This is a genomic window from Providencia sp. PROV210, from assembly GCF_028479445.1.
GTDB lineage: Bacteria > Pseudomonadota > Gammaproteobacteria > Enterobacterales > Enterobacteriaceae > Providencia > Providencia rustigianii.
This window is the reverse complement of the sequence record NZ_JAMPNQ010000010.1, coordinates 1-26034: the sequence shown is the minus strand read 5'-3', so window position 1 is coordinate 26034 and position 26034 is coordinate 1. Positions and strand designations below refer to the sequence as shown.

Annotated in this window: 23 protein-coding genes; 16 read left to right on the top strand and 7 right to left on the bottom strand. The window is 42.3% G+C overall.

Going from position 1 to position 26034, the window contains the following annotated elements:
• The first annotated feature begins 72 nt into the window (after positions 1-72).
• The 13 genes from prfC to PR761_RS08295 all read left to right on the top strand — a co-directional run bounded on the left by prfC (position 73) and on the right by PR761_RS08295 (position 12314).
• A complete protein-coding gene (prfC, locus tag PR761_RS08355) occupies positions 73-1662 on the top strand; it encodes a peptide chain release factor 3 (protein ID WP_006815902.1) in 1590 nt (529 codons plus the stop codon).
• A 288-nt stretch (positions 1663-1950) separates the two neighbouring features.
• The gene (locus tag PR761_RS08350; protein WP_006815898.1) at positions 1951-2094 is read left to right on the top strand and encodes a Hok/Gef family protein; all 144 of its coding nucleotides are present in this window, start codon (positions 1951-1953) and stop codon (positions 2092-2094) included.
• Between the two features lie 184 nt (positions 2095-2278).
• The gene (locus tag PR761_RS08345) at positions 2279-2527 is read left to right on the top strand and encodes a Hok/Gef family protein (protein WP_272519350.1); all 249 of its coding nucleotides are present in this window, start codon (positions 2279-2281) and stop codon (positions 2525-2527) included.
• A gap of 216 nt (positions 2528-2743) precedes the next feature.
• Entirely contained in the window at positions 2744-3157 is a 414-nt protein-coding gene (locus tag PR761_RS08340; RefSeq protein ID WP_006815897.1) for a BON domain-containing protein, read from the top strand.
• Between the two features lie 136 nt (positions 3158-3293).
• On the top strand, positions 3294-4373 hold the full coding sequence (locus PR761_RS08335; RefSeq protein ID WP_115163963.1) for a patatin-like phospholipase family protein: 1080 nt from the start codon (positions 3294-3296) through the stop codon (positions 4371-4373).
• The gene (locus tag PR761_RS08330) at positions 4363-5148 is read left to right on the top strand and encodes a TatD family hydrolase (RefSeq protein WP_006815895.1); all 786 of its coding nucleotides are present in this window, start codon (positions 4363-4365) and stop codon (positions 5146-5148) included. The genes PR761_RS08335 and PR761_RS08330 overlap by 11 nt, the downstream gene beginning before the upstream one ends.
• Before the next feature lie 295 nt (positions 5149-5443).
• A complete protein-coding gene (locus PR761_RS08325) occupies positions 5444-6739 on the top strand; it encodes a NupC/NupG family nucleoside CNT transporter (protein ID WP_154611220.1) in 1296 nt (431 codons plus the stop codon).
• 460 nt (positions 6740-7199) lie between these two features.
• Complete coding sequence (gene deoC / locus PR761_RS08320) at positions 7200-7979, top strand: deoxyribose-phosphate aldolase (protein WP_006815893.1); 780 nt, start codon at positions 7200-7202, stop codon at positions 7977-7979.
• A 101-nt stretch (positions 7980-8080) separates the two neighbouring features.
• Positions 8081-9403 carry a thymidine phosphorylase gene (deoA, locus tag PR761_RS08315; protein ID WP_115163964.1) on the top strand — a complete coding sequence of 441 codons (1323 nt, stop codon included), beginning with the start codon at positions 8081-8083 and terminating at the stop codon, positions 9401-9403.
• Positions 9404-9483: 80 nt separating this feature from the next.
• Positions 9484-10707, top strand: a complete 1224-nt coding sequence (gene deoB, locus PR761_RS08310; RefSeq protein ID WP_006815891.1) for a phosphopentomutase — start codon at positions 9484-9486, stop codon at positions 10705-10707.
• 83 nt (positions 10708-10790) lie between these two features.
• Positions 10791-11507, top strand: coding sequence for a purine-nucleoside phosphorylase (gene deoD, locus PR761_RS08305; RefSeq protein WP_006815890.1), 717 nt, complete (start codon positions 10791-10793; stop codon positions 11505-11507).
• Between the two features lie 139 nt (positions 11508-11646).
• Complete coding sequence (locus PR761_RS08300; protein WP_115163965.1) at positions 11647-11952, top strand: type II toxin-antitoxin system HigB family toxin; 306 nt, start codon at positions 11647-11649, stop codon at positions 11950-11952.
• 2 nt (positions 11953-11954) lie between these two features.
• Positions 11955-12314: a helix-turn-helix domain-containing protein gene (locus PR761_RS08295; protein ID WP_039855678.1), complete on the top strand. Its 360-nt coding sequence runs from the start codon at positions 11955-11957 to the stop codon at positions 12312-12314.
• 44 nt (positions 12315-12358) lie between these two features.
• On the opposite strand, the gene PR761_RS08290 is transcribed toward PR761_RS08295, so the two are convergent.
• Positions 12359-12859: a GNAT family N-acetyltransferase gene (locus PR761_RS08290; protein ID WP_115163966.1), complete on the bottom strand. Its 501-nt coding sequence runs from the start codon at positions 12857-12859 to the stop codon at positions 12359-12361.
• Positions 12860-13028: 169 nt separating this feature from the next.
• Between PR761_RS08290 and PR761_RS08285 the strand changes: the two genes are divergently transcribed.
• Complete coding sequence (locus PR761_RS08285; RefSeq protein ID WP_154611219.1) at positions 13029-14036, top strand: hypothetical protein; 1008 nt, start codon at positions 13029-13031, stop codon at positions 14034-14036.
• Between the two features lie 79 nt (positions 14037-14115).
• On the opposite strand, the gene PR761_RS08280 is transcribed toward PR761_RS08285, so the two are convergent.
• From PR761_RS08280 to PR761_RS08260, 5 genes are all read right to left on the bottom strand, one after another.
• On the bottom strand, positions 14116-16905 hold the full coding sequence (locus tag PR761_RS08280) for a M16 family metallopeptidase (RefSeq protein ID WP_154611218.1): 2790 nt from the start codon (positions 16903-16905) through the stop codon (positions 14116-14118).
• Positions 16895-18601, bottom strand: coding sequence for an ABC transporter ATP-binding protein/permease (locus PR761_RS08275; RefSeq protein WP_154611217.1), 1707 nt, complete (start codon positions 18599-18601; stop codon positions 16895-16897). Before PR761_RS08275 ends, PR761_RS08280 begins: the two co-directional genes overlap by 11 nt.
• A gap of 47 nt (positions 18602-18648) precedes the next feature.
• Complete coding sequence (locus tag PR761_RS08270; protein WP_154611216.1) at positions 18649-21402, bottom strand: secretin and TonB N-terminal domain-containing protein; 2754 nt, start codon at positions 21400-21402, stop codon at positions 18649-18651.
• A gap of 129 nt (positions 21403-21531) precedes the next feature.
• Complete coding sequence (locus PR761_RS08265) at positions 21532-22509, bottom strand: FecR family protein (protein ID WP_112836149.1); 978 nt, start codon at positions 22507-22509, stop codon at positions 21532-21534.
• Positions 22509-23045, bottom strand: a complete 537-nt coding sequence (locus tag PR761_RS08260) for an RNA polymerase sigma factor (RefSeq protein ID WP_126436368.1) — start codon at positions 23043-23045, stop codon at positions 22509-22511. The genes PR761_RS08265 and PR761_RS08260 overlap by 1 nt, the downstream gene beginning before the upstream one ends.
• Positions 23046-23210: 165 nt before the next feature.
• Here PR761_RS08260 and PR761_RS08255 point away from each other — a divergent pair, with 165 nt between their 5' ends.
• Positions 23211-23993, top strand: a complete 783-nt coding sequence (locus tag PR761_RS08255; RefSeq protein ID WP_039855640.1) for an energy transducer TonB — start codon at positions 23211-23213, stop codon at positions 23991-23993.
• Positions 23994-24018: 25 nt separating this feature from the next.
• Here PR761_RS08255 and PR761_RS08250 read toward each other — a convergent pair whose 3' ends face one another.
• Positions 24019-24777 carry an AhpA/YtjB family protein gene (locus PR761_RS08250; RefSeq protein ID WP_006815878.1) on the bottom strand — a complete coding sequence of 253 codons (759 nt, stop codon included), beginning with the start codon at positions 24775-24777 and terminating at the stop codon, positions 24019-24021.
• Between the two features lie 159 nt (positions 24778-24936).
• Here PR761_RS08250 and serB point away from each other — a divergent pair, with 159 nt between their 5' ends.
• A complete protein-coding gene (gene serB, locus PR761_RS08245; RefSeq protein WP_006815877.1) occupies positions 24937-25914 on the top strand; it encodes a phosphoserine phosphatase in 978 nt (325 codons plus the stop codon).
• Positions 25915-26034 lie beyond the last annotated feature (120 nt).

Below are 26034 nucleotides of genomic sequence, written 5' to 3'. Positions count from 1 at the left end.
TGCGCTTAGAGCTACCTAGAGCCTCTTCCCGATGCCAATACAAATCTGGATATAAACGAAAAGAACGGTTAAATGACAGATCAGAATTTTCTTCATGAAGTTAGCACACGCAGAACGTTTGCTATTATTTCTCACCCCGATGCGGGTAAAACGACCATTACTGAAAAAGTATTACTGTTTGGAAACGCGATCCAACGCGCAGGAACAGTAAAAGGGCGTGGTTCGAACCAACACGCTAAATCAGACTGGATGGAAATGGAAAAGCAGCGTGGTATTTCGATCACAACTTCTGTGATGCAATTTCCTTATAACGATTGCTTGGTAAACCTCCTTGATACCCCTGGACATGAAGACTTCTCTGAAGATACTTATCGGACATTAACCGCTGTTGACTGTTGCTTGATGGTCATTGACTCAGGTAAAGGGGTCGAGGATCGTACACGCAAATTAATGGAAGTCACCCGTTTACGTGATACGCCAATTTTGACATTCATGAATAAATTAGACCGTGATATTCGTGACCCAATGGAGCTATTGGATGAAGTGGAAAATGAGCTAAAAATAGCTTGTTGCCCAATCACATGGCCAATTGGTTGCGGTAAATTATTCAAAGGGGTTTATCATTTACTGCGTGACGAAACCATTCTGTATCAAACAGGTCAAGGTCACACTATCCAAGAAGTTCGCATTGTTAAAGGGCTTAATAATCCAGAACTGGATGCCGCTGTTGGTGAAGATCTTGCTTCACAACTTCGTGAAGAATTAGAACTTGTTCAAGGAGCTTCTCATGAGTTTGACCATGATGCTTTCCTTGAGGGTGAATTGACCCCTGTTTTCTTTGGTACAGCACTCGGTAACTTTGGTGTTGACCACATGCTCGATGGTTTAGTTAAATGGGCTCCAGCACCACAAGCGCGTAAAACAGATGTACGTGAAGTAGAAGCGACAGAAGAGAAATTTACTGGGTTCGTTTTTAAAATTCAGGCAAATATGGATCCAAAACATCGCGACCGTGTTGCTTTTATGCGTATTGTTTCAGGTACCTATGAAAAAGGAATGAAACTACGCCAAGTGCGAACTAAGAAAGATGTGGTGATCTCAGATGCTCTGACCTTTATGGCGGGTGATCGTTCTCAAGTTGAGCATGCTTATGCTGGGGATATTATTGGCTTGCATAACCATGGCACTATTCAGATTGGTGATACCTTTACTCAAGGTGAAGATCTGAAATTCACGGGTATCCCTAACTTTGCTCCTGAGCTATTCCGTCGTATCCGCTTACGTGATCCGTTAAAACAGAAACAGCTATTAAAAGGTCTGGTTCAGTTATCCGAAGAGGGTGCTGTACAGGTATTCCGCCCATTAACCAACAATGATTTGATTGTAGGTGCGGTTGGTGTGCTGCAGTTTGACGTGGTAGTTTCTCGCTTGAAAAGCGAATATAACGTTGAAGCAATTTATGAAACGGTGAACGTTTCTACAGCGCGTTGGGTTGAATGTGATGATGTGAAGAAATTCGAAGAATTTAAACGCAAAAATGAACAAAACTTGGCGTTAGATGGCGGCGATAATTTATCGTATATCGCACCAACGATGGTAAATTTAAATCTAACGAGTGAACGTTATCCTGAAGTTAGATTCAGGAAGACACGGGAACACTAATTCACAACCGTTCTATTAATTCATCCCATTCAAAGTGGCTCAGTAATATGAGCTATTTTTTTATTCAAATCGCTAAATAGTTAATGAATTCAATCTGATAATGCCACTTCATGGCGGATTGTTAGCATATTCTTGCTATGATGGTGGTGGGTGCTTGGATCATTTTGGTTCAAGCATTTGCAAGAGCCAAAAAGACGAAAGCCCCGAGTTATGTTTTACCATTAACCCGAGGCAGTCTCACGCTCAACAACTTGATTCTGTCTCCTTTATATACAGGAGTCAAGAGGAATGACCAAGTTTACCCTGATGGGGCTGATAGCCGTGTGTATCACGGTTTTAGGGCTTTCATTATTGATGCGCGATAGGTTGTGTTCTTTTAGCGTGATCAGTGGAAATACGGCGGTTCAAGCTACTCTATCTTGCACTGAGTAGTCTGGTGGGGGAGCTTTCCCCCACATTTCTCATTTTTGTTGAGGCTGGTGATACAAGCGCCCTTTCTCATATCGAAATTATTCACTCAATGACATGAGTTATTCCCGTTAGTTAAATCACTAAATAATCAATAAATTCAATCTGATAATGATATTTCATGGCGGATTGTTAGCATATTCTTGCTATGATGGCGGTGGGTGCTTGGATCATTTTGGTTCAAGCATTTGCCAAGAGCCAAAAAGACGAAAGCCCCGAGTTATGTTTTACCATTAACCCGAGGCAGTTTCTCAAACCTCAACAACTCCTGATGGGGCTGATAGCCGTGTGTATCACGGTTTTAGGGCTTTCATTATTGATGCGCGATAGGCTGTGTTCTTTTAGCGTGATCAGTGGAAATACGGCGGTTCAAGCTACTCTATCTTGCACTGAGTAGTCTGGTGGGGGAACTTTCCCCCACATTTCTCATTTCTGTTGAGGCTGGTGATACAAGCACCCTTTTTAAATCATCAGATTAAGAATGTTTTTCTGCTAATATTCAAATTGCTTATGAAATAGACTGATTAACCTATTATTTGGCTTTATCTTTGTCTGTTTTTTACTTAGGCTATAACATCGTTAGTCTGATAATCATAGCAAGAGGAAGGTTCCAATGAAAAAGATCGCCATCTTACGTTCTTTGGGTGTCATTGGGTTGAGTTGGGCATTATTTGCATGTAGCTCATCATCCGATAGCGCATTGAAAAAACAAGCGTCAGAAACATGGGATAGTGCGGGTAAAACAGTTGAGATAGCGGGCAAAGATACGGGAAATGCCATCTCTAGCGGTGTGAAAAGCACCGATACCTATATCGATGATTCTGCGATTACCGCTGACATTAAAAGTAAATTACTGAGTACCAGTGGGATCCCGAGTAATAGCGTCTCGGTAAAAACCGTTAATGGTGTGGTTTACTTATCAGGCTTTATTAAATCTAGTGACACAATCAATCAAATTACACAGATTGCCGCCAGCGCAAAAGGGGTTAAATCTGTACAAAATGGCTTAGTACTTACCAATAAGTAATTTGTCTAAAAATGAGCTTTCATTAGAAAGCTCATTTTGCCATTCTTTATCCCGCTGAAAAGAGTTCAATGAAAACCAATCAACACATTATTTCGTGGGTTTGGTTGCAAATACGCCAATGGCAAAAAGGGTTAGTATGGGAAAACATGTTCCAGTCACGTTAGGCACAATTGAGCCGCTCGCATTTTTTGATGAGATCAATTCAGGTAAAACTGCCCTTATTTGTGAAGGTGGGGGACAGCGAGGGATCTTTACTGCTGGTGTTCTGGATGAATTCCTAATCGAAAACTTTAACCCTTTCGATTTGATGATTGGTACGTCTGCGGGAGCTCAAAATCTTTCTGCTTATATCTGTGGTCAGGCTGGATATGCCCGACGAGTGATCACTCGATACACCACTAACTCAGAATTTTTTAACCCATTACGATTTATTCGTGGCGGTCATTTGATTGATTTAGATTGGTTAATCTCTACGACGGCGAAAGAATTTCCACTGAACATGGATGCAGGGCTGGAATTACTCAATTCTGGCCGAGAATTCTATATGGGGGCTAGCCGTAGCGATGATTTTTCAGCTGAATTTTTGCAGCCTAATGCGGATTCATGGCTCGATATGATCCGTGCTTCCAGTGCGATTCCCGGTTTTTATCGCACGGGTGTTGAGCTTGATGGTCGTTTGTACCATGACGGGGGAATTAGTGCGGCAGTTCCAGTCGAGGAAGCTTATCATCGAGGCGCTGATACGATTGTGGTTATTCGTACTGTCCCTTCACAAATGTATTTTACCCCTGAGTGGTTAAAACGCATGACTCGTTGGTTGGAGGGGGATAGCAGCGCTTTACAACGGATGGCTGCCATGCTGAAAGTACATTTAAAAAGCTACCGTCGAACTCAAGAATTTATTGAAAATCCACCTGATGGTGTCCAAATTTTTGAAATATATCCACCAACTCCACTAAAAAGCAGTGCTTTAGGCAGCAAAATTAGTGCATTAAATCAGGACTATCATGTCGGTCGGCGTTGTGGACGCTATTTCGTGGCGACATTGGCTCAACATTTTGCGAGTAATGATGCCCATTTTAGTCGTTTTGCATCTCACAAGCGGTCATTAGAAATGGCTCATAAAGAAGACGTCCTCGCTGAAGAATTAGTGGAAAATTGCATTGAAACGTTTGGCGCTCCAGTCATGCCGGATAATCAACTTCATGATGCATAGCCCTCGTTTTATTGATACCCATTGCCATTTTGATTTTCCCCCATTCAGTGATTCATACCCTGAAAATCTCGAATTGGCTAAACAAGCTGGAATAACTGATATTATTATCCCCTCGGTGAGTGCGGATAATTTTCAGCGTGTATGGGCGCTTGCTCATCAATATTCTCAGTTACATGCTGCAATGGGGTTTCATCCACTGTATTTAAATCAATTCCAAGAGTTTCAATTTGACGAATTGGTTTCTTATTTAAAACAATCAAGTCAAAAATGTGTCGCTATTGGGGAAATAGGGTTGGATTTATACATGCAAGACCCTTTATTTGAATTGCAACAAACACTGCTTCAGAGACAATTAAAACTCGCTAAACAATTTGATCTTCCCGTCATTTTACATTCACGTAAATCCCACGATCAATTAGTCGCTATGTTACGTCGACATGAAGTGCCAGCTCGTGGAGTCGTGCATGGTTTTTCCGGTAGCTTGTCACAAGCACAAAGTTTCGTGAAATTAGGTTATTACATTGGTGTCGGAGGAACGATTACCTATGAAAGGGCGAATAAAACTCGGCAAGTAATGGCGCAATTACCCTTGAATTGTTTAGTTTTTGAAACGGATGCACCTGATATGCCAGTATCCGGTTTTCAAGGAGAACCAAATAGACCCGAACGCATTCAGTGGGTTTTTCGTGCATTATGTGAACTTCGCCACGAATCACCGGATGAAATAGCGCAACAACTTTACAACAATAGCAAAATTTTATTTAATCTAAATTAGATTTAAATTCATTAATTAATTATTTTTACTTATCTATTTTATTGTTATTCCAACTAAAAGCCATTCAGTTTTTACTTCCCTCAGCTATATCAGAAATGCTATTCCAGACTAAACTGACTCTTAATTGTGATTTTCATCACAAGATTTGAATTTATGTTACTTATTTCACTTTGTATTTGTGATGAATGTTGCGAGTTATTAATGATGACTGGTTATAATCATCGAACTAAGATTCAAGGACTCTAGCGAGTTTCTTTATACATTAACCTAGAATTAAGTGAACAGGGATACTTCCATGCAACTCATTATGAGTATTGTTGGGATGGCGGTGCTTATTGCGATAGCCGTTCTCTTCTCCAGCAATCGTCGAGCGATTAGACTTCGTACCGTTGGCGGTGCTTTTTTAATCCAGTTAGCGGTTGGGGCATTTGTCCTGTATGTACCTGCGGGTCGTAGCGTATTACAAGGCATATCTGATGCTGTTTCTAAAGTCATCGGCTATGGTCAAGATGGAATGAGCTTCATCTTTGGTGGGCTGGTTTCCGAGAAGATGTTCGAGCTGTTTGGTGGTGGCGGTTTTATATTTGCATTTCGTGTATTGCCTATCATTGTATTCTTTTCATCATTAATTGCGGTTCTGTATTACTTAGGCATCATGCAACTGGTCATCAAAGTTTTAGGTGGTGGTTTGCAAAAAGTACTGGGTACTTCAAGAACTGAATCACTCTCTGCAACTGCGAATATTTTCGTTGGTCAAACAGAAGCGCCTCTGGTTGTTCGTCCCTATATTGCAACCATGACCACGTCTGAATTATTTGCCATTATGTGTGGTGGTTTAGCATCAGTCGCAGGTTCTGTATTAGCGGGATATGCCCAAATGGGTGTACCGATGGAATATCTGATTGCAGCCTCCTTTATGGCGGCGCCAGGTGGTTTATTATTTGCTAAGTTAATGGTGCCAGAGACTGAAGTCGCTAAAGACAATGTTAATGCTATTGATTTAATTGCCGAAGAAGACCGCCCTACAAATATTATTGATGCGGCGGCATCCGGCGCTGCATCAGGTATGCAATTGGCCATGAACGTGGGTGCGATGCTACTGGCTTTCATTGCATTGATTGCACTGATTAACGGCATTTTAGGTGGTGTTGGCGGATGGTTTAACTATCCACAGTTATCCCTTGAATTATTATTGGGGTGGTTATTTGCTCCAATTGCTTATTTGATTGGTGTGCCATGGAGCGAAGCAACGATAGCGGGCTCTTTCATCGGACAAAAAGTGGTAGTGAACGAATTCGTTGCTTTCATGAATTTCGGTGAATATATGAAGGCGGATGCGGATGTAATCGCAGCAGGCAAACAAGTCCTGTCTGATCATACTAAAGCGATTATTTCTTTTGCCCTGTGTGGATTTGCCAACTTGTCTTCTGTTGCAATCCTGCTTGGTGGTTTAGGTGGAATGGCACCAAATCGTCGTAGTGACGTTGCCCGTTTAGGAATGAAAGCCGTTATGGCAGGTACATTATCTAACTTAATGAGCGCAACGATTGCTGGATTCTTCTTAACATTGACGGCAATGACTGCACTATAATTCCTCCATTTTGGCGCGGAAAGACGATCTGTCTTTCCGCTGTCATTTTCTTTTGCGATATTCTTTTTCTGTTTTTTATCGTGATTCTTACTTTTTCAACTATTCTTAACGTAATCCATTTAAGATGAGATAATCAGCAACGAATTATTGGCTGAGAAAGAGTAATTCAAAATCCAGACTATTGTGATAATCTTCACAATAATATATTAAATAATGTAACGTTCAGTCGATAAATGTGATTTGTAGCGCATAAAACAACCCGGTTTCATGGTCAAATAGGTACAAGTAAGTTGCCACGGAACTGATAGTTCTTAGAGTCAAGTTACTCTAGGGCACCGTGCGGTGAGAAGGATCTCAGCTGCTGTGTTTGGAAATTCCCAACTAGCATCTTTATGGAACAAGCCCGCTCGCCAACAAAGAACGTATCGTTCTGATAGAATTAACATCGTTGGAGAGTTATATGACTGATTTAAAAGCAGCTGCGCAACGCGCACTGACCCTGATGGATTTAACCACATTGAATGATGACGACACAGATGCCAAAGTGATTGCATTATGTCATCAAGCAAAAAGCCCAGCAGGTAATACCGCCGCAATTTGTATTTATCCTCGTTTTATTCCTATTGCACGTAAAACATTACGTGAGCAAGGTACTCCTGACATCCGTATCGCAACGGTCACCAACTTCCCTCATGGTAATGACGATATCGATATCGCATTGGCAGAAACCAAAGCGGCGATTGCTTATGGTGCGGATGAAGTTGATGTGGTATTCCCTTATCGTGCGCTGATGGCAGGCAATGAACAAATCGGTTATGATTTAGTGAAAGCCTGTAAAGAAGCTTGTGCAGCTTCCAATGTATTGCTGAAAGTAATCATTGAAACGGGTGAATTAAAAGACGCGGCACTGATCCGCAAAGCATCTGAAATTTCCATCAAAGCAGGTGCCGACTTTATCAAAACTTCAACAGGTAAAGTGCCTGTTAATGCCACCCTCGAAAGTGCTGAAATCATGATGCAAGTTATTCATGATATGGGCGTTGCTAAGAGCGTTGGTTTTAAACCTGCTGGTGGTGTTCGTACCGCTGAAGAAGCAGCACAATATTTAGCCTTAGCAAGCAAAATCTTAGGCGATGATTGGGCTGATGCGCGCCATTTCCGTTTTGGTGCATCAAGCCTATTAGCGAATTTATTAAATACACTGGGTTTTGACGTTAAAAAATCAACCAGCAGCTATTAATAATCGCAGTGACGAGTTATATCAGACTATTGCTCAACGAAAGTTGAGTGATAGCCATAACTCTTTAGCCTAAGAATTCAATGTGAATTAAGGAGCCTATTGTGTTTCTAGCTCAAGAAATTATCCGTAAAAAGCGTGATGGCAAGGTGTTAAGTGAAGAAGAAATCCGCTTCTTTATTAATGGCGTACGTGATAACACCGTTTCTGAAGGTCAAATTGCTGCACTGGCGATGACGATCTATTTCAATGATATGACGACCCCGGAACGTGTTGCGCTAACATTAGCGATGCGTGATTCAGGAAGCGTATTGAATTGGAAATCATTAAACCTGAATGGTCCATTAGTTGATAAGCATTCTACCGGTGGCGTAGGTGACGTGACTTCACTAATGTTAGGTCCGATGGTTGCGGCTTGCGGTGGTTATGTTCCAATGATTTCAGGACGTGGTTTAGGCCACACGGGTGGAACATTAGATAAATTAGAAGCCATTCCAGGCTTTGATATTTTCCCTGATGATGAACGCTTCCGCGATATCATCAAAAATGTGGGTGTGGCGATTATTGGCCAAACCAACTCCTTAGCGCCTGCGGATAAACGCTTCTATGCAACTCGTGATATCACGGCAACCGTAGACTCTATCCCATTGATTACAGCGTCTATCTTAGGGAAAAAATTAGCCGAAGGTTTGGATGCGTTAGTCATGGACGTGAAAGTAGGTTCTGGTGCATTTATGCCAACCTATGAAAAATCGGAGCAGCTTGCTGAGTCAATTGTTCAAGTGGCAAATGGTGCTGGCTGCAATACAACTGCGTTGTTAACCGACATGAACGAAGTGCTGGCATCCAGCGCAGGTAACGCCGTTGAAGTTCGAGAAGCTGTTCAGTTCCTCACTGGCGAATATCGTAATCCACGTCTATTCGAAGTGACTATGGCACTGTGCGTAGAAATGCTAGTGTCTGGAAAATTGGCGGCTAACCGCGATGAAGCTCGTCAAAAATTACAAGCCGTTCTGGATAATGGTCAAGCGGCAGAAGTCTTTGGCCGTATGGTTGCAGCTCAGAATGGACCTAAAGATTTTGTTGAAAACTACAACAAATATCTGCCAACAGCAGTACTGAGCAAAGCGGTTTACGCATCTCAAGCGGGCATTATCACACAAATGGATACACGTGCGTTGGGGATGTCTGTGGTAACGTTAGGTGGTGGACGCCGCAAAGCGACAGACTCCATTGATTATAGTGTTGGTTTAAGTGAGATCGCAGCATTAGGTAGCAAAGTTGATACCCAAACCCCATTAGCGATTATTCATGCCAATAACGAAAAATCATGGGAAGAAGCGGCGAAAGAAGTCCGCGCTGCTATGGTTATTGGGGATAAAGCTCCGGAAGCAACGCCAATGGTCTATCGTCAAATTAGTGAATAAACCGATACCCGCATTTTTCATTGAAGAGTGCGGGTAGATTGACGCGATGAACAGATAAACTGTATCGCAGGAGAATAAACATGAAACGCACATTTATTATGGTATTGGATTCCTTTGGGATCGGCGCAGCGGGCGATGCCCACAAATTCGGTGATGTAGGTTCGAATACACTTGGCCATATTGCAGAAGCTTGTGCTCGCGGAGAAGCTGATAAAGGCCGTAAAGGTCCATTACACCTGCCTAACTTAACAAAATTAGGATTAGGTAAAGCAGGGGAAGAATCGAGCGGAACATTCCCTGCGGGTCTGGATCCTAACGCGGAAATCATCGGTGCATACGGTTATGCCAGTGAACTTTCTTCTGGTAAAGATACACCGTCAGGTCACTGGGAAATCGCGGGTGTACCCGTGCTATTTGATTGGGGCTATTTCGAGAAACACGAAAACAGCTTCCCACAAGAACTACTGGATACGCTGGTAGAAAAAGCTAACTTACCGGGTTATTTAGGTAACTGCCACTCATCTGGTACTGTCATTCTTGACCAGCTGGGTGAAGAACACATGAAAACCGGCAAACCGATTTTCTACACCTCTGCTGACTCTGTATTCCAAATTGCGTGCCACGAAGAAACTTACGGTTTAGACAAACTGTATGAACTGTGCGAAATCGCGCGTGAAGAATTAACCAAAGGCGGTTACAACATCGGTCGTGTTATTGCGCGTCCATTTGTTGGTGACAAAGCGGGTAATTTTGAGCGTACGGGTAACCGTCATGACTTAGCTGTTGAGCCACCAGCACCAACAGTTTTGAAAAAATTAGTCGATGAAAAACAAGGTGAAGTGGTTTCTATCGGTAAAATTGCTGATATCTATGCACATGTAGGTATCACCAAAAAAATCAAAGCGACCGGCATCAATGCACTGTTTGATGCGACATTAGAAGAGATGAAAATTGCGGGAGACGATACTATCGTTTTCACTAACTTTGTTGATTTCGACTCTGCTTATGGTCATCGCCGTGATGTTGCTGGTTATGCTGCTGCCCTCGAATTATTCGATAGCCGCTTACCTGAAATGCTGAAACTGGTCAAAGAAGACGACATTCTAATTTTAACGGCTGACCACGGTTGCGACCCAACTTGGCCGGGCACTGACCATACTCGCGAGCACATTCCTGTTCTGGTCTATGGTCCAAAAGTAAAACCTGGTTCATTAGGCCACCGTGAAACTTTCGCAGATATTGGCCAAACCGTCGCGAAATATTTTGATTTATCACCAATGGAATACGGCAAGCCAATGTTTTAAGCTGGTGACATTGTGATTTAATAATAAGGTGGGTAACCACCTTATTTATTTTTAATAATTTTGATGATTAAAAGGGAATAATAATGGCTACTCCACATATTAATGCAGAAATGGGTGATTTTGCTGACGTCGTATTGATGCCGGGCGACCCACTGCGCGCGAAGTACATTGCAGAAACATTCCTTCAAGACGTTCGCCAAGTGAACAACGTTCGTGGCATGTTAGGTTTCACTGGGACTTATAAAGGCCGTAAGATTTCGGTGATGGGTCACGGCATGGGTATCCCTTCATGTTCAATCTACGCAAAAGAATTAATCACTGATTTCGGCGTTAAAGTCCTGATCCGTGTTGGTTCATGTGGCGCAGTCATGGATGATGTCAAACTGCGTGACGTTGTTATCGGTATGGGCGCATGCACAGACTCGAAAGTAAACCGTCAGCGTTTCAAAGACCATGACTTTGCAGCAATTGCAGATTATGACTTAGTGCATAACGCAGTTGAAGCAGCAAAAGCGAAAAATGTTAATGTTCGTGTGGGTAACTTATTCTCTGCGGATCTGTTCTATTCTCCAGATCCAGACATGTTCAAAGTGATGGAAAAATACGGCATTTTGGGTGTGGAAATGGAAGCTGCGGGTATTTACGGTGTCGCTGCTGAGTTTGGCGCACGCGCACTGACTATCTGTACCGTCTCTGACCATATCAAAACTGGCGAACAAACCACTTCAGATGAGCGTCAAACTACGTTCAACGAAATGATTGAAATCGCACTGGATTCAGTTCTGCTAGGCGATAAATAATCGTTTATTAGAGTTTAAATCTAAAGATTAAATGCCACTTTTGAGTGGCATTTTTTTTGTATTTGATTACTGCTTGAAGTTAGTCCTAAAATGGGACTATAATTTGACTTCATCCCAGAGTGGGACTATAAATCTGGATATGAAAATTATATCCATAAAAACTCTGAAAGATTTTTGGGGTCGATACCCTGAAACGGAGCAGCCATTGAGAGCTTGGGTCGATGAAGCTGTAAAAGCTGCATGGAAAACACCCGCAGATATCAAAGGAATGTACCGAAACGCGAGTATTTTAAAAAATAAGCGTGTGGTTTTTAATATAAAAGGAAATAGTTACCGATTGATTGTGGCGATTGCATATCAGCGTGGATGGATATTTGTTAAGTTCGTAGGTACTCATGAACAATATGATGAAATTGATGCAGAAACGGTGGAGTTACTATCATGATTATGAAGATTAAACCCATCAGAACCGAACAAGACTATGAAGCTGCATTGAAAGCTATTTCTCCAATGTTTGATAATGAACCTGAAATAAATAGCCCCGAAGGCGATTATTTTGAAGTCATGTGTTTATTAATAGAAGAGTATGAAAAACGGCATTACCCGATTGAGGCGCCGGATCCTATTGAAGCAATTAAATTCAGAATGGAGCAGCAGGGTTTAACTGTAAAGGATTTAGAGCCTGCGATTGGTAAAGCTAATAGAGTATATGAAATTCTTAATGGAAAACGTAAGTTAACACTTCCGATGATCCGCCGCTTACATTGTCAATTTGGTATTCCATTGCGTAGTTTGGTTGGTGTGTGATCGAAAAAAGCCACTTTTGAGTGGCATTTTTCGAGGGAATAACATCAATTTTTTTGTCTAATTCGACTCATCATGATCGCATCTACATATTTACCATCACGGAATGCATAATCACGCATGATGCCTTCCTGCGTAAATCCAAATTTTTCATATAGCCCAACACCGCTGCCGTTGGCGGCAAAAACCTCACATTCAATGCGATGGATATTGAGCCAATTGTCACAGTAATCCACCATCACTTGCATTAATTGCGAGCCAATTCCTTTGCCTTGATGAGACTCACTCACGGTGATCCCAAAAGTCGCAACGTGACGGCGGCGGATTTGTGGTGGCTGGTGAATGACCAGTAACCCTACAGCATCCTCACAAATTGTCGCAACAAATTGTGTTACTAGAGGATCATTCGCGCCTAATCGAACCTCCCATGTTTTGGTCGTTGGGTAAGGAAGCTGTAAAGTGTTAGCATAGGTTGAATAGTCCGCATGCATTTGAGTTATCGCAGGTACATCTTCCAATGTCGCTCTACGTATTATTACGTCATTCATAAAATTCTCCTGGTGTTTATAACATATAGTAATCACATTAATGAAATTGACTGTCAATAGAGAAAATTTGTTTATTCAATAATACTAATGAGCAGCGATATCTGATATCCAGCTACTTTTCTTTATATATATTATTTCACTTCAGAGAAAAACGTATAAGGGAATAGTGGTGAATAATTTAATGAATATTTTTAGTAGTAGAATTACAGGAAAAACATCATTAATAGATGCTGTTGCTAAAAAAAAGAATAATGAAAAAATTACCGATAAATCATTAAGGAAAATAAGTGAAATTATCATTGGTATGAAAAATTCCTATTCAGAATACGATTTTAAAATTCAAATAGAATCTGCAAGGAGTGAATTGTTTAGTTTTAAAAATCATGGTGTCGCTAGTAAAATTGATAAAGTATTAAGTATTCCTATGTGTATATCAAATATGGGAGCGGAGGCATTGGCTAAGCCTAAGACTACTTTAGCCAATCAAAGTGAAGCAAATTACAATTTTTCGCATAAAACGGAAAAATTATATAGCTCACTAACTAGTTTGAATAAAAAAAATATTAGTCATATTCAACCTGAACATACACTTGAAGATATCGTCATAATAAAAAAAGATAATGATACAGTTTCGAATAAAACAGTTAATGAAATCATTTCAAGAGTTGATAGAGTTATTGATGGTAAAACAAAAATAGAGGCAGTGAAAATTATAGAGGATATCCAAAACATTGTAGTGGATAACCAGTTAAAAGCAAAGTCACATAATAAGATTATAAGTGGGCTTAATAATAAACTATGTGAAGTCAATCGCCGAGAAGAGGTAAAACCTCAATTAGTTACTCTTGAATCACCACAAAAAAATGTAGTCAGAAAAATCAGTGAGCCGGAAGAGTATTTTCCATCTTTAAATATCATCAAAACCATTTTATTAGCAAATCTGGAAAGTTTGCATATTTCTAGTAAAGAAATAAATAAAGTGTCAGAGCATATCAATAAATTGGAGAATATGATTATTCCTGATGAATTAACAATCAGAATACATTACGTAACGAAATTAATAAAAACTGAAGGTAATTTTTTAAGTAAAAAACAAGTAGGTAACTATTTGATAGATAAATTAAGTTTATCAGCAGAAAATATTAAGTTAGCAGCCAGAAATTTACTAATGCTATGATTTGATTCTCGAAGAAAATATAGCGAATAATTTAGCCAACCACAGGTATTTTTTCCCGTGGTTGGCTGTTTTTATCTCACTACGGGGTCATCATAAATACTTTCTGGTTTTGACCTAAATATTGCTTAGTAAGCCGGTTAATATCTTGAGTACTGAGCTTTTCAATAATTGCTTGCTCTTGAGTGATACGTTGGAACTGTTTATCATCCGCTGCCACTTGAGCTAACGCTTCAGTCCAATAACTTGAGCTGTCTGTTACCTGCGAATTTTCCGTGAGCCAGATATTTTTGGCTTCAGTTAACTCTTTCTCTGTCACACCGGATTGACGAATTTTTTCCACCGTTTTTTGGGCGATTTGTACCATCTCAGAAGCGCGCTCTGGAGAGGTAGTAAAATTCAAGCGTCCCATATAATAAGGTTGCGGTCTTTTTGCTAACATTTGAGAGAATCCAAGGGCATAGATACCGCTCGCTTTCTCACGTAGTTCCCCACGTAAACGCTGGCTAACAATCGTATCAATTAACTGCATGGCTAATTGATCTTGCTGTGACCACTGGGCTGGTGCGGCAAATTGAATGCTGACCATGCTTTTATCGCTGCTACTGATGGGATATTGCTGATTAAAGCTCTCCATCTTTGGCATGATCCCTTGGTTACGCCATACCAACTTACCATCATGAGCTGAGATAGAAGCAACCCATTGTTCTAACAAAGGTTTCAGTTCACGGGCATTCATGGCTCCGGTGATCACCAACGTCATATCTGCCGTCGACGTTAATAATTGGCGGTTAGCTTGCTGCAATTGTTGGGCGGTGAATTGCTTCCAAGCACCTTGTGGTGAAATCACTAATAGCTCGCCGTGCTGATAACTTTGCTGATTAATATGATCGAGGAAAGTGCGTTCAACAGGCGTTTTTGCCAGATTTAATTCAAATGCTTGTTTCTGTTGTTCTAACTTTGCACCACTAAATTGTGGAGCAGTTAGTTTTAAGTTAAGAAGTTTTAGTGCAGTTTCTAAATTATCGACTGGCGTTTTACCGCGATAACCGTGAGTCAGTAGCTCACTGTATGGTCGCACACTAATTTGATTTTGTTTTGCGAGCAAGGCTAGATCACGAGCACTATAGCTACCATAACCACTGGTTTCGGGGAGTTTTAACGCCCAATCGGTTAAACCTGCGGTTTGTGGGGTTTCTAAGGAGCGTCCACCGGGTAACTGTAAATTGAATTGAATATCATCTTTCAGATTTTTATCTGATTTAACAATAACCTTGATTCCATTACTTAATATCCATTGCTCTGTTTTGGCGATCAGTAAGTCAGATTCTTGTGCAATTGAGCCTTTAGTAACTGCGGGTAATTGCAAATTAATCGCCTGAGATCGTAAGGCAAAAGGACCCGGAGAGGTTTGGCGAATTTTCTGCCATTGTTCGCTAAAGGTGGCTTTATTAACACTGTTGGCATCGGTATCAGGGCCAATTAACGCTAAACGTGGAGAGGCAACCTGCAAAAGTGTTGCAACGTGACGTTGTAAATCTTGTGGCTTGATATCTTTTGTTAACTGGTAACTGTTATCTAATTGCTGGCGCTTATTCCACATTGGCATCTCATATTCGAGTGCGGTGGTCAGTTGCCCAGCCATATAGTCATTACTGTAACGTTGTTCGGAACCTGCTTGTTGGCTGAGTTTTTTCAGCATAGCTTGTTTTGCTGTGTCTAATTCTTGCTGAGTCACTGGCTCTGTGGCAAGACGCTGCAACTCCGTGAATAACACTTCAGTGGCTCCCGCATAATCATTGCCTTTTGGATGGATAATCATGAGTTGCTGGAGACGTTGATTATCCAGCATTGATCCCTGCTCATTGATACTGATAGACGGCAGAATGCCATTATCCACCATCACAGAAAAACGTTGATTTAGGATGGTTAACCATAAATTATCCATCAAATCTTCAGCTTGACCTTGGCGAGTATTTAGCGGCGCAGAGACATTTTTTTGCAGAGCAAACTGAACATAACGCGCTCCTTGCTCTTTATCAAAAATCCCTTGAACTAACATATTATTAGAATCGGTAAAGCGCTTCCACTCCGGTGAATCTTGGGAAATTTTTTCTGGCTTCGGAAGTGCGAATAAGGTGTTAACCTCATTGCGAACTGACGAAGAATTAAAGTCCCCAATAATCAATAAGCTCATACGTTGAGGCTGATACCACGTTTGGTAATAGTTTTTAGCTTGTTCAATGGGGGCTTGGCGAACCACATCGAGTGAACCAATCGGATTGCGTTCGGCATAGCGGCTACCGTGGTAGCGTAATTTTTCTAAGCTGTCATTGATGCGGTAGCCCATTCCTTGGCGTAAACGCCACTCTTCGATAATCACAGGGCGCTCTTTTTCAAAAGCATCTGTATCGAAGGTCATATTCGCCGCCCAATCAGCCATGACCTGCAATCCACTGGTCACTTGCGCTGGTGTTGCATTAGGTAACGATAGTTTGTACAACGTGCTGTTTAAGCTGGTGATTGCATTCACATGGCTTCCTAATTTCAGTCCCTGTTGCTCCAACTGTTTAAAGCCAGTGGTTCCCGGGAAATGTTTAGTACCTTTGAATGCCATGTGCTCAGTAAAGTGCGCTAATCCTAGCTGCTGCTCAGTTTCTTGTAACGACCCCGCGTTGACTAATAAACGCAGTTCGACACCCGGCTGGTCTCGTTGTAGCAAGTAAACTTGTAAGCCATTATCGAGTTGATAATGTTGTAAGTCTTGGCGAACAGGCAACAACTGTTGCCCATGATTTTTTGGCGACATATTGCCAGCACAGCCACCAAGCAGCAGGGCAACAGCGGCAGCTAAAGTAATTTTACGAAACATATTCAGGGGTTCCTGTCATTAAAGGGGCATCATTGCGGGACTCAGTTAAATCAACATGTTGATCAGCGAGCTGACCGACAAAGCGTTGATGACTCACTAACACAATGCTGCTTTCAGGGAGCTGGTTTTTCAGCAGTTGTAGCAGGGCTAACGCGCTGTTTTCATCTAATGCAGACGTGGTTTCATCCAATAACATCAGTTTTGGTCGGTTGAGTAACAGTCGGGCAAACATCACCCGTTGCTGCTCACCGCCCGATAAGCGGTTATTCCAGTCCGTTTCTAAGGCGAGCTGATGGTGAAGCTTTTCTAATCCAACGAGGCTCAACGCATGTTGCAATTCAGCCTGTGAAAATTTACTGGCATCTTGTGGATACGCTAACAAGTTATCGAGACGACTGACGGGGAGATAGAGGCGCTGAGGTAGCCACATTACGTTGTGAGTTCGCGTGATATCGCCATGAAAGAATGGCCAATGACCGCTTAACGTTCGTAGTAAGGTCGATTTGCCAATCCCTGAGCGACCGGAAACTAGCACTAATTCGCCAGTTTTGACATTGAGAGAAACGTTATCCAATAGAGGGCGATGGTCTGCGGTAAATAAGCTAACGGTCGCCTTGAGTGGTGATTGATTTTCTTCAATAGTGACTTCAGGGGTTTTATCATGCTCCAGTAAAACCACGAAATTATATAGACGAGCAACGGTTGCTTGCCATGCGGCAATTTCTTTATAGGCAAAAATAAACCAGCCTAATGATGTGGCAACGCTGGAGAATGCTTGGCGTAATTGCATCAGTCCACCAAGCATAATTTCCCCTGCCAAAAATTTTGGCAGTGCCAGTAATACAGGGGCTAATGCGGTCACTTGCTGATAGCCAACGGTATAAAACGAAAGGTTACGTTCACAGCGAATTAGCTGGTTCCAGTTACGGATGATTTCGCTGAAACGACCCATTAATTCTTTACGATCTTGATTCTCACCCCGCTGTCCGGCGATGGCATCACCATGCTGGCGGCAGTTAATTAAACTACTACGATAATCGGCTTCACGACGCTGTTTATCCATATGCAAACGACGTAATGGATAACCAATCAGCTGGGTTAGAGCGATCCCGAAGATAGTATAAATAATACATGCCCAGAACATATAGCCGGGAATGGTCCAAACACTGTCTGCGAAACTAAACGAGAGGCTGCCAGATAGCGTCCATAAAATGGCGGCAAAGGAGATTAGTGTTAGCATGGAGTGCAGGAACGTTACCAGCAAATTCAAGGTGGACTCAATCAGTAAGCGGATATCTTCCGCGATACGTTGGTCTGGGTTATCAGGTTCTTGGGAGGCTAATCTCAGCATATAGTGTTTACTATTACTGGATAACCAACGACTCAAAACTTGTTCGGTCATACCTTTACGCCAGCGGATAATAAGCATCTGCTTGAGGTAAGAGCCCATGACGACCACAAAAATTAGCCCACTGACTAAAATAACAAAATACTGCAATAGCCCGTAAAGTGCTTGTCCATCTAACTTTTGCAGAGCGTTATAAAAGTCACCATTCCACATGTTCATTTTGACATTGAACCAGACGGAGGAGAGTGTTAATCCCAGTGAGGCAAACAGTAATAGCCAGCACAAAAGGGCAGCACGCTGCCCCCAAAAAGGTGTTACTAAATAGAAAAATTGTTTAATAGTCTTCATCGCACTATTTCTTGGTTATGGTTTTTGACATTGCTCATTGCGGTAACTTATAAGTCGTAATTCACTTGTAGCCAGAATTGACGGCCAGGATCATAGGATTTAAGTTCGCGGTCATCGAACATAAAGCGGTCTGCAATATTCTTATTATTCAATATATTATTAACCTCAACGGAGAAACCAAAACCGTAAGCGAAGTTAGGTTTCCAGCCTAAGCGGGTATCCCATGTATATTTGCTGGCGAAGTTTTGTTTGGTGTATTTACGCAGTTGCCCATATTCAGCATCGTTGTAATACGTGTTGTCATAACGAACAGCTTGGTCACGTGACCCCCACCATTGCAGGCGGTTGTACCATGTCACATTATATTCATCCCACACACTGGTTAGTTCGAGATTCAACTTGATTGGTGAGTTAAAGCTAGTGGATGGGAGCTTCGATGAATCGATAACTTTTCCGTCGTACCAGACTTTATTGAGATTGACTTTATTTGCTGGATCGTAAGCGTTATAACCCGTGTCTTTTGGGGTATTACTTTCGCTTTGTTGCCAAGTAAAGGATGCGTTCATCACATGGGAGGCTTCTGCCCATTCCCAAGGTTGGCTATTTTTAACAGATAAAGTCACTGTATCGTGGGAACTACGACCACCATTATCATACATACGGATACTACGTTTATCGGCATCTCGAGTATTATATTTTGTACGGGAACGAACTTCATCGTAGCCTTCACGATGAACATACTGTAAACGCCAAGTCGTAGATAAAACTTCTTGTTGCAGTGCGAGGGTTAACTCATCATTGTAAGGTGTTTTAAGTGAATCAATCCCTTCGTAGTCACGGGCATCGTTCCATTCGTTTTTACTTGGGTCAACATCGCACATGAAAAGGCAGTTTTGCATACCAGCGTTTTGTGCACCATACAGAGCATAGGTCAGCATTGAGCGACCATAATAACGGTTAGCTCCTGCAATCAGCTGAGTTTTTTGATCTCCAAATAAATCATAAGTTCCTGAAAGACGAGGTGCGATGTTGGTACGGTTAACAAAATCATCGCGATCTAAACGCAATCCTGGGCGTAGGGTTAGTTTGCCGTACTGAAGATTATCATCGAGGAAAATCGCGTAGTTTGTATAATCAGCTGAGTGCGTACCAGCTTGGAAACGAGTAATATTTTGGGCTGAACCAACCCATTGAAGATTATCGGCATTTCCAACAAAACGGTAACGATAATAATCTTTATCTCGTTTATAAGTTCCTTTGGTGTAAGCGATCTCTGAACCGATTGTCGGCTGGTGAGTAATTCCTAAACCATCAATGATTGGATTGAAACGCAGGGCGGCTTTTGCCGAATGCAATCTCTGTTCTGTCGTGAGATCCCCTTGACCACCACTACGTAATGATTGAGGATTTTTCCAGTCACTATAATCCAGTAACTCAACATAGTCTGTTTGGTCGTTTTTACGATCGTCTTTGAGATCTTGAGTACTTGCCGTTAACTCTAATTTACCAATGTCATATTCGTGTTTGAAAACACCGGTAAAGCCAAGACCATCATGGGTGCTGTCATAGCCAGAGTTCAGTACGGAGCTAGCAAAAAGATAGCTATCATATTTGGCATAGTTTATTGATAAGTCGACAGAATCTCGTGGGGAAAGATTCATGCTGTACTTGAGGAAAAAGTTATCTGAATCTCGGCGTTGTTTACGGGTACCTTCAGCGGAATAAATTTCTTCTAATTCCCCATTACCATTCAGTGTGACGCCTGTTCCTCCCGTCACGGTCATCGGGATTGTCGAGCTACGGCGTGATGCGGAGAATACCACCCCAGAATTTTCGGTGACACCCAGTTCAAACCAACCACCAAAATCATTTTTATCATAGCGATTCTGGAAACGAGCAGGGTTTGCGGTGTCATTCTTGCTGGTATCAATGGCTTGGGTTGAATCGTGGAACAGATTATTCCAGCCAGAGCGGGTCAAGCGATAATAGGCATGGGCGCTATTTTCACCTTGCCAGCGGCGGCTATTTACTTCAACGGTGCCCCCAGTAAAACCACCAAATTCCACAGGAATATTGTTATCGTAGACTGCCATGCTATCAATCAAGCGGCTATCAATGTAGATCCCTTGATCGCTACTGCTGAGCTTCGTTGCCGTTTCCCCTAAGCCATTATCGGCAGGGTCAAAGTCATTATTGAAACTGACGCCATCAAGGCGATAGGCATTTTGGTAGCTGCTCGAACCGTGAATAGAAATACGGGAAGGCTTGATTTCCCCTTGGTTCATGGAGTTACTATCGTTATTGGCAAATTGCACCGCAGGGTTGGTTTTCATTAAATCTGTGATGTTGCCGTCACCGGTGTTTTTTTGGCTAATTTCTTCTGCGGTGACATATTGTGGTGCCGACATCACATCCATTGATGGGTGATTTTGCACCGCGCCAGAAACTTGGGTTTCGGGCAGAACCAATGTGCCTTGGTTTAAATTCTGCGGGCGGATCACTAACATGCCATTTTCATTGACTAATTCTAACCCGCTACCAATGAGGATTTTTTGTAATGCGGTTTGCGGAGAATAAGTCCCTGATAATGCGGGGGCGCGTAAGCCGTTAAGCTGCCCCTTATCGTATAACAGTGCAACTTGCCCTTGACGGCTAATTTGCTCAATGGAACTAGCAAGCCCTTGTTCGGGTAGTGAAAACGTAAGTTCTTGAGCGATAACTGATTGGCTGACTAAGGCGCTAGCGACCGCCACTGACAGCGCAATCGGTTTAAATCGGCCGATTGTGAATTGAATTGCCATGGATATCCCTTATTCTTAAGCTGCACAAAAAGTGTGCGATAAAATGTTCAATAAAAAATGAAGCTACTTAAGAAGAGGGTGAAATGAGAATTATCCTCACCTGCAAATGAAAATATTTTTCAGTTATTTTTATTTATTCTGAATAATCAATAGATTAGTTTTGTCTTGATAGACAACTTGTACAGGAAGCAATGAGGGAAGAGCCTGAAAAAAGGCTTCAGGACGCTGGAGATTTATTCGACCAGAGATTTTTCGATCGGCTAATGTGCTTGGCGAAAGTTCAACATTGAAACTTGAATAGGTTTTTAATTCTGCAAGAACATCAGAAAGCGGTTTATCCACAAAAACCAGTTCACCGTAACGCCATCTCGCCACATCTTGGGGATTAACGTTACGTAACGCGATTTGGCCATCAACTTTCGGACTTACGGCACTTTGCCCAGCGAGTAAAAATACCGGTTTAGCCTCTTTTTGGCTTTGAAAGGTGACGATACCTTGGCTGACATTTACCGCGACTTGCTGCCCTTGTTTATTGACTTCGAATTCAGTTCCTACCACTTGGATCCGCCGTTGATCCGCTTGAACAATAAATGGACGATAAGGATTCGACTTTACCTTAAAGTAAGCGGTGCCTTGGTCTAAATACACTTGGCGAACTTGGGTCTCATAGGCGACGCGGATTCGAGTATTGTGATTAAGAAACAGTCGTGAGCCATCGGATAGAGTGACTTCTTTAGGGGAATCAGTGGCGGCTAATGTCATGTTATTTAATAACATGGACGGTAGGTGGCTATAGGGTAAAAAGAGTACGGCGGCAATAAAACAGGCGGCAACAAGATGACCCATTGGCTTCCAAAAAAAAGAAAGTTGGCGTTTGGGTATCGTGATATCAGTACTCGTCGGACGTGGCATTTCATCAAAATCTTGCCAAATTCCGGCGATAGATTCAAAAGCATCAGCATGAGCTTTCGAAGCTTGTAGCCAAGCTTTGAATTGCTGAGATTGCTGGTCGCTAAGCCGCTGGCTATGTACGCGAGTAAACCACAGCGCCGCGTCTTCATCGATGCGCTGTTGTTCATCCAGTTGCTGAGTTTTTGAGTCTGCCATTACTTATTATTGCCCTGATCTTCAAGGTGTTTTTTACAGTGAACTAATGCCGCAGCAATATGTTTTTCAACCATACTGATAGAAATTTCCATCCGTTCAGCAATCTCACTTTGAGATAAGCCATCAAAGCGATACAGCAAAAACGCTTCTCGACGACGAGGAGGCAAGAGATCAATGGCTTCACTTAACTGCGTAATACGTTGCTGATGTTCCAATATTTCACTGGGATCTGCCGCAGTTTGCTCGAAACTATGCTCATGAGCGACATCATCAATCGAAGTCGCTGATTGATTTTGTTGCTGATTACGTCGCCAATGGTCAATTAACACATTACTGGCAATTTTGAACAGATAAGCGCGGCTCTCTTTGACGGGATCCTCCGCTTTACGGTTCAGCCATAGTGTAAACACATCCTGTGATAAATCATCCGCATCGTTACTATTACCTAGCCGATTGCGGAAAAATCGCACAAGCTGGCTATGGGTTGATTGGTACGCCCCACTAATCTTGCGGGCAAGGGATTTATCGATAGTCATTTTCTGGTGTCAAAAGTGAAAGAGTTCAAATTATTTGCTCAAATTTACTTTGTAAAATAAATCAATACCTTGTAGTTACTATTGTTATTTTATTAATAATAATGAATATCATTTTGATTTGTATTATGCCTATAATCGGCGAAAAATAAAGATGTGAGGCAAAATATGAACAGCAGTATGGGTCAGCTGGATCGCCCAATTTTTCGTCCTCTGGGCGGTTTATTTGTTAGTCTTGTTTTCCATGGAACACTCGCAATGATTTTTATTGGATGGTTCACGTCGAATCTTCCGAGAACTGGGGTTTTGCCACCTGCAATCTCTTTGCAGCTGGGGCTATATCAGCTTGAACAGCAGAATGAGCCTGAGGTGAATAACGCCCCAAAACAGCAGATGGCGACGCGTGAGGAAATTCAACCTGAAGTCGTTGAAAAAGTAGAAAAATTACCCCAAACTCCCCTCGTAGATAATGGAACGTTAACCCGAGTTACCGAGAAAAAACGTCCACCGAAAAAGCAACAAATCCAAGAGAAAAAAGTGTTGGAAGACGCGCCGGTTTCCCCTCAAGAATCAATGGTGACTTCCGTGCCGACATCCGGTAGTGCATCGAATAACAGCGCTAATTTTTCCAGCAATGCTGCGGCAGCGGTGAGCGGCCATCAAGGATGGCAAAGTGAAGTCCATCAGCGACTAGCAAAATCCAAGCGTTACCCAAGAGCGGCATTGCGTTTTCGTTCTACAGGAGTATCGCAGGTAAAAATTATCGTTGATAACCATGGCGGGCTGGTGAGTGCGAGTTTGATTAACTCATCAGGAACTAAGATTCTGGATAAAGAGGCAATGGCGACTATCCAGCGAGCAGCGCCATTCCCTGTACCACCAGAAACGTTACTTGTTGAAGGAAAAGTGGAGCTAATTGCGCCGATCGTGTTCGATACGACGTCAATCTAGAGAATAAATGGGTTGTTTTTTTCGATTAATTTTCTGGTTTATTGACGTGTTTTTTTACCACTCGTCTGGAACGATGTGCACTCGGTTCCTTACGGCGTTTTCCGTGAGGACGTTTATTCGGTGTTTTTAGTGGGGGGCTGTTTTGTTGTACGGCTCCCTTGCCATTATCACTTTCATCATTCTCTTCTGGCGTGACAATTAACGGCTGCTGCTGACCTTTCTTTTTCTTCAAACGGAATAACGTATTTGCCAAGATAAATCCGATGCACAATGCTAATAATATAAAAGTGCGCATAATATTTGTGCTGTTATCGGTTTGTTGAGTATCTGCGATGAGCAATTCAGTATCGATAGTTAGGCGTAAATAGCCTTTCGGTTCTTTTTCCCCTTGAACGGGGACGACTAGCTGATATTGAAAATTTTGCAGTGCGACATTGCTATCGATAGCCAACCTTTCTTTGACGGTTGTAGGCTCACCGACTTGAGTGACTAGCACGCCTGCGGCAGTATATAAACTCGCATCTAAAATATATTTATCTCGGGCGAGATGATTAAGATTGGCATTAATTCGTTCTAAATTAAAATCTTTGCTGCCGGGAACCATATAATCGGATAAGCTGAATGCCACTTGCTCAGCTAATACCTGAGTTAATTGCTTAAATTGTTCCACTCGATTTTGATTTTGGCTATAGCCCAAGTATGAAACCCCATGCATCAGCAAGGTTACCAGTGCAACGCAAATAACGATAATAACGGTTTTGTGTAGCCTAAACGGGAGTTTCATAAGATTAATGGTGCTCTTTGTCTGTTTGACCGCAATGGCGTGAATAGCAAAACGATAACGTGCTGGAAAATCTAAGTATAGTAATTTTATTCAGGGTATACATTACAAAAAAAAGGTTGTGCCCACAAAAGTTTGTATCCACTACAGGAGCTAATTTTCATGTCAACGAGTTTGACCTATTGTTATCTGCCCGATGAAATCCAGAAATGGCCGGGTTTACCACTTTCACTAAGTGGTGAAGAAGTGATGCCATTAGATTATCGTGCAGGGGACACAGGGTGGTTATTATATGGCCGTGGTTTAGATAAAGCCCGGATCAGTGATTTCCAGCAGCGTTTAGGGATCGCTATTGTGATCGTCTCTTCTTGGCGCATTGATGACTATCAAGTTGTCCGCATCGCCGGCAGCATTACTCCTAGAATTAAAAAACTTGCCGATGATAGTCAATTGGATGTGGTGCCATTAGGTAAAATTCCGCGTTTACGATCTCCTGGGATCTTGCTGATGGATATGGATTCTACGGCGATCCAAATCGAGTGTATTGATGAAATTGCTCGACTAGTCGGTGTGGGTGAACAAGTTTCTGAAGTGACTGAGCGGGCGATGCAAGGTGAGCTAGACTTTACAGAAAGTCTGCGTGCTCGTGTTGCACTTCTCGAAGGTGCAGATGCTGCAATCCTCGATCAAGTCCTTGAAACCTTGCCACTGATGCCCGGATTGACCAGCTTGGTTCGCAAACTCCAAGCGATGGATTGGCATATTGCGATTGCGTCCGGCGGCTTCACTTTCTTCGCGGATAACTTGCGCCAACGCTTAAAACTGGTCGCGGCCGTGGCTAACCAACTCGAAGTGAAAAATGGCAAACTGACGGGGAAAGTTAAAGGCCCTATCGTGGATGCCAAATACAAAGCACAAACCCTCGTAAAACTGGCTGAAAAATTAGACATTCCACTGGAACAGACTGTGGCTATTGGTGATGGAGCAAACGACCTCAAAATGCTCAGAAAAGCAGGGTTGGGAATTGCGTATCATGCGAAGCCGAAAGTGTATGCGAGGGCGAAAGTGGGGATTAAGCATGCGGATCTCATGGGGGTTTTGTGTGTCCTGAGCGGGGGGCTCAAGCACGAGGAACGCTAATTTTCGTCATATTTCGGATTGTAGGGGTGTTGGCTTCTTTCGGCTATCCTAGTCACATACTTATGTATGCTCCTAGGAATATCCTCAATTGCCGCCTACCTACAACGCCGAACTATTTAG

Bases quoted from the DNA above. Each gene is read 5' to 3' on its own strand.
- prfC (WP_006815902.1), top strand. From the start codon at position 73: ATGACAGATCAGAATTTTCTTCATGAAGTTAGCACACGCAGAACGTTT.
- PR761_RS08350 (WP_006815898.1), top strand. From the start codon at position 1,951: ATGACCAAGTTTACCCTGATGGGGCTGATAGCCGTGTGTATCACGGTT.
- PR761_RS08345 (WP_272519350.1), top strand. From the start codon at position 2,279: ATGATGGCGGTGGGTGCTTGGATCATTTTGGTTCAAGCATTTGCCAAG.
- PR761_RS08340 (WP_006815897.1), top strand. From the start codon at position 2,744: ATGAAAAAGATCGCCATCTTACGTTCTTTGGGTGTCATTGGGTTGAGT.
- PR761_RS08335 (WP_115163963.1), top strand. From the start codon at position 3,294: ATGGGAAAACATGTTCCAGTCACGTTAGGCACAATTGAGCCGCTCGCA.
- PR761_RS08330 (WP_006815895.1), top strand. From the start codon at position 4,363: ATGATGCATAGCCCTCGTTTTATTGATACCCATTGCCATTTTGATTTT.
- PR761_RS08325 (WP_154611220.1), top strand. From the start codon at position 5,444: ATGCAACTCATTATGAGTATTGTTGGGATGGCGGTGCTTATTGCGATA.
- deoC (WP_006815893.1), top strand. From the start codon at position 7,200: ATGACTGATTTAAAAGCAGCTGCGCAACGCGCACTGACCCTGATGGAT.
- deoB (WP_006815891.1), top strand. From the start codon at position 9,484: ATGAAACGCACATTTATTATGGTATTGGATTCCTTTGGGATCGGCGCA.
- deoD (WP_006815890.1), top strand. From the start codon at position 10,791: ATGGCTACTCCACATATTAATGCAGAAATGGGTGATTTTGCTGACGTC.
- PR761_RS08300 (WP_115163965.1), top strand. From the start codon at position 11,647: ATGAAAATTATATCCATAAAAACTCTGAAAGATTTTTGGGGTCGATAC.
- PR761_RS08295 (WP_039855678.1), top strand. From the start codon at position 11,955: ATGAAGATTAAACCCATCAGAACCGAACAAGACTATGAAGCTGCATTG.
- PR761_RS08290 (WP_115163966.1), bottom strand. From the start codon at position 12,859: ATGAATGACGTAATAATACGTAGAGCGACATTGGAAGATGTACCTGCG.
- PR761_RS08280 (WP_154611218.1), bottom strand. From the start codon at position 16,905: ATGTTTCGTAAAATTACTTTAGCTGCCGCTGTTGCCCTGCTGCTTGGT.
- PR761_RS08275 (WP_154611217.1), bottom strand. From the start codon at position 18,601: ATGAAGACTATTAAACAATTTTTCTATTTAGTAACACCTTTTTGGGGG.
- PR761_RS08270 (WP_154611216.1), bottom strand. From the start codon at position 21,402: ATGGCAATTCAATTCACAATCGGCCGATTTAAACCGATTGCGCTGTCA.
- PR761_RS08265 (WP_112836149.1), bottom strand. From the start codon at position 22,509: ATGGCAGACTCAAAAACTCAGCAACTGGATGAACAACAGCGCATCGAT.
- PR761_RS08260 (WP_126436368.1), bottom strand. From the start codon at position 23,045: ATGACTATCGATAAATCCCTTGCCCGCAAGATTAGTGGGGCGTACCAA.
- PR761_RS08255 (WP_039855640.1), top strand. From the start codon at position 23,211: ATGAACAGCAGTATGGGTCAGCTGGATCGCCCAATTTTTCGTCCTCTG.
- PR761_RS08250 (WP_006815878.1), bottom strand. From the start codon at position 24,777: ATGAAACTCCCGTTTAGGCTACACAAAACCGTTATTATCGTTATTTGC.
- serB (WP_006815877.1), top strand. From the start codon at position 24,937: ATGTCAACGAGTTTGACCTATTGTTATCTGCCCGATGAAATCCAGAAA.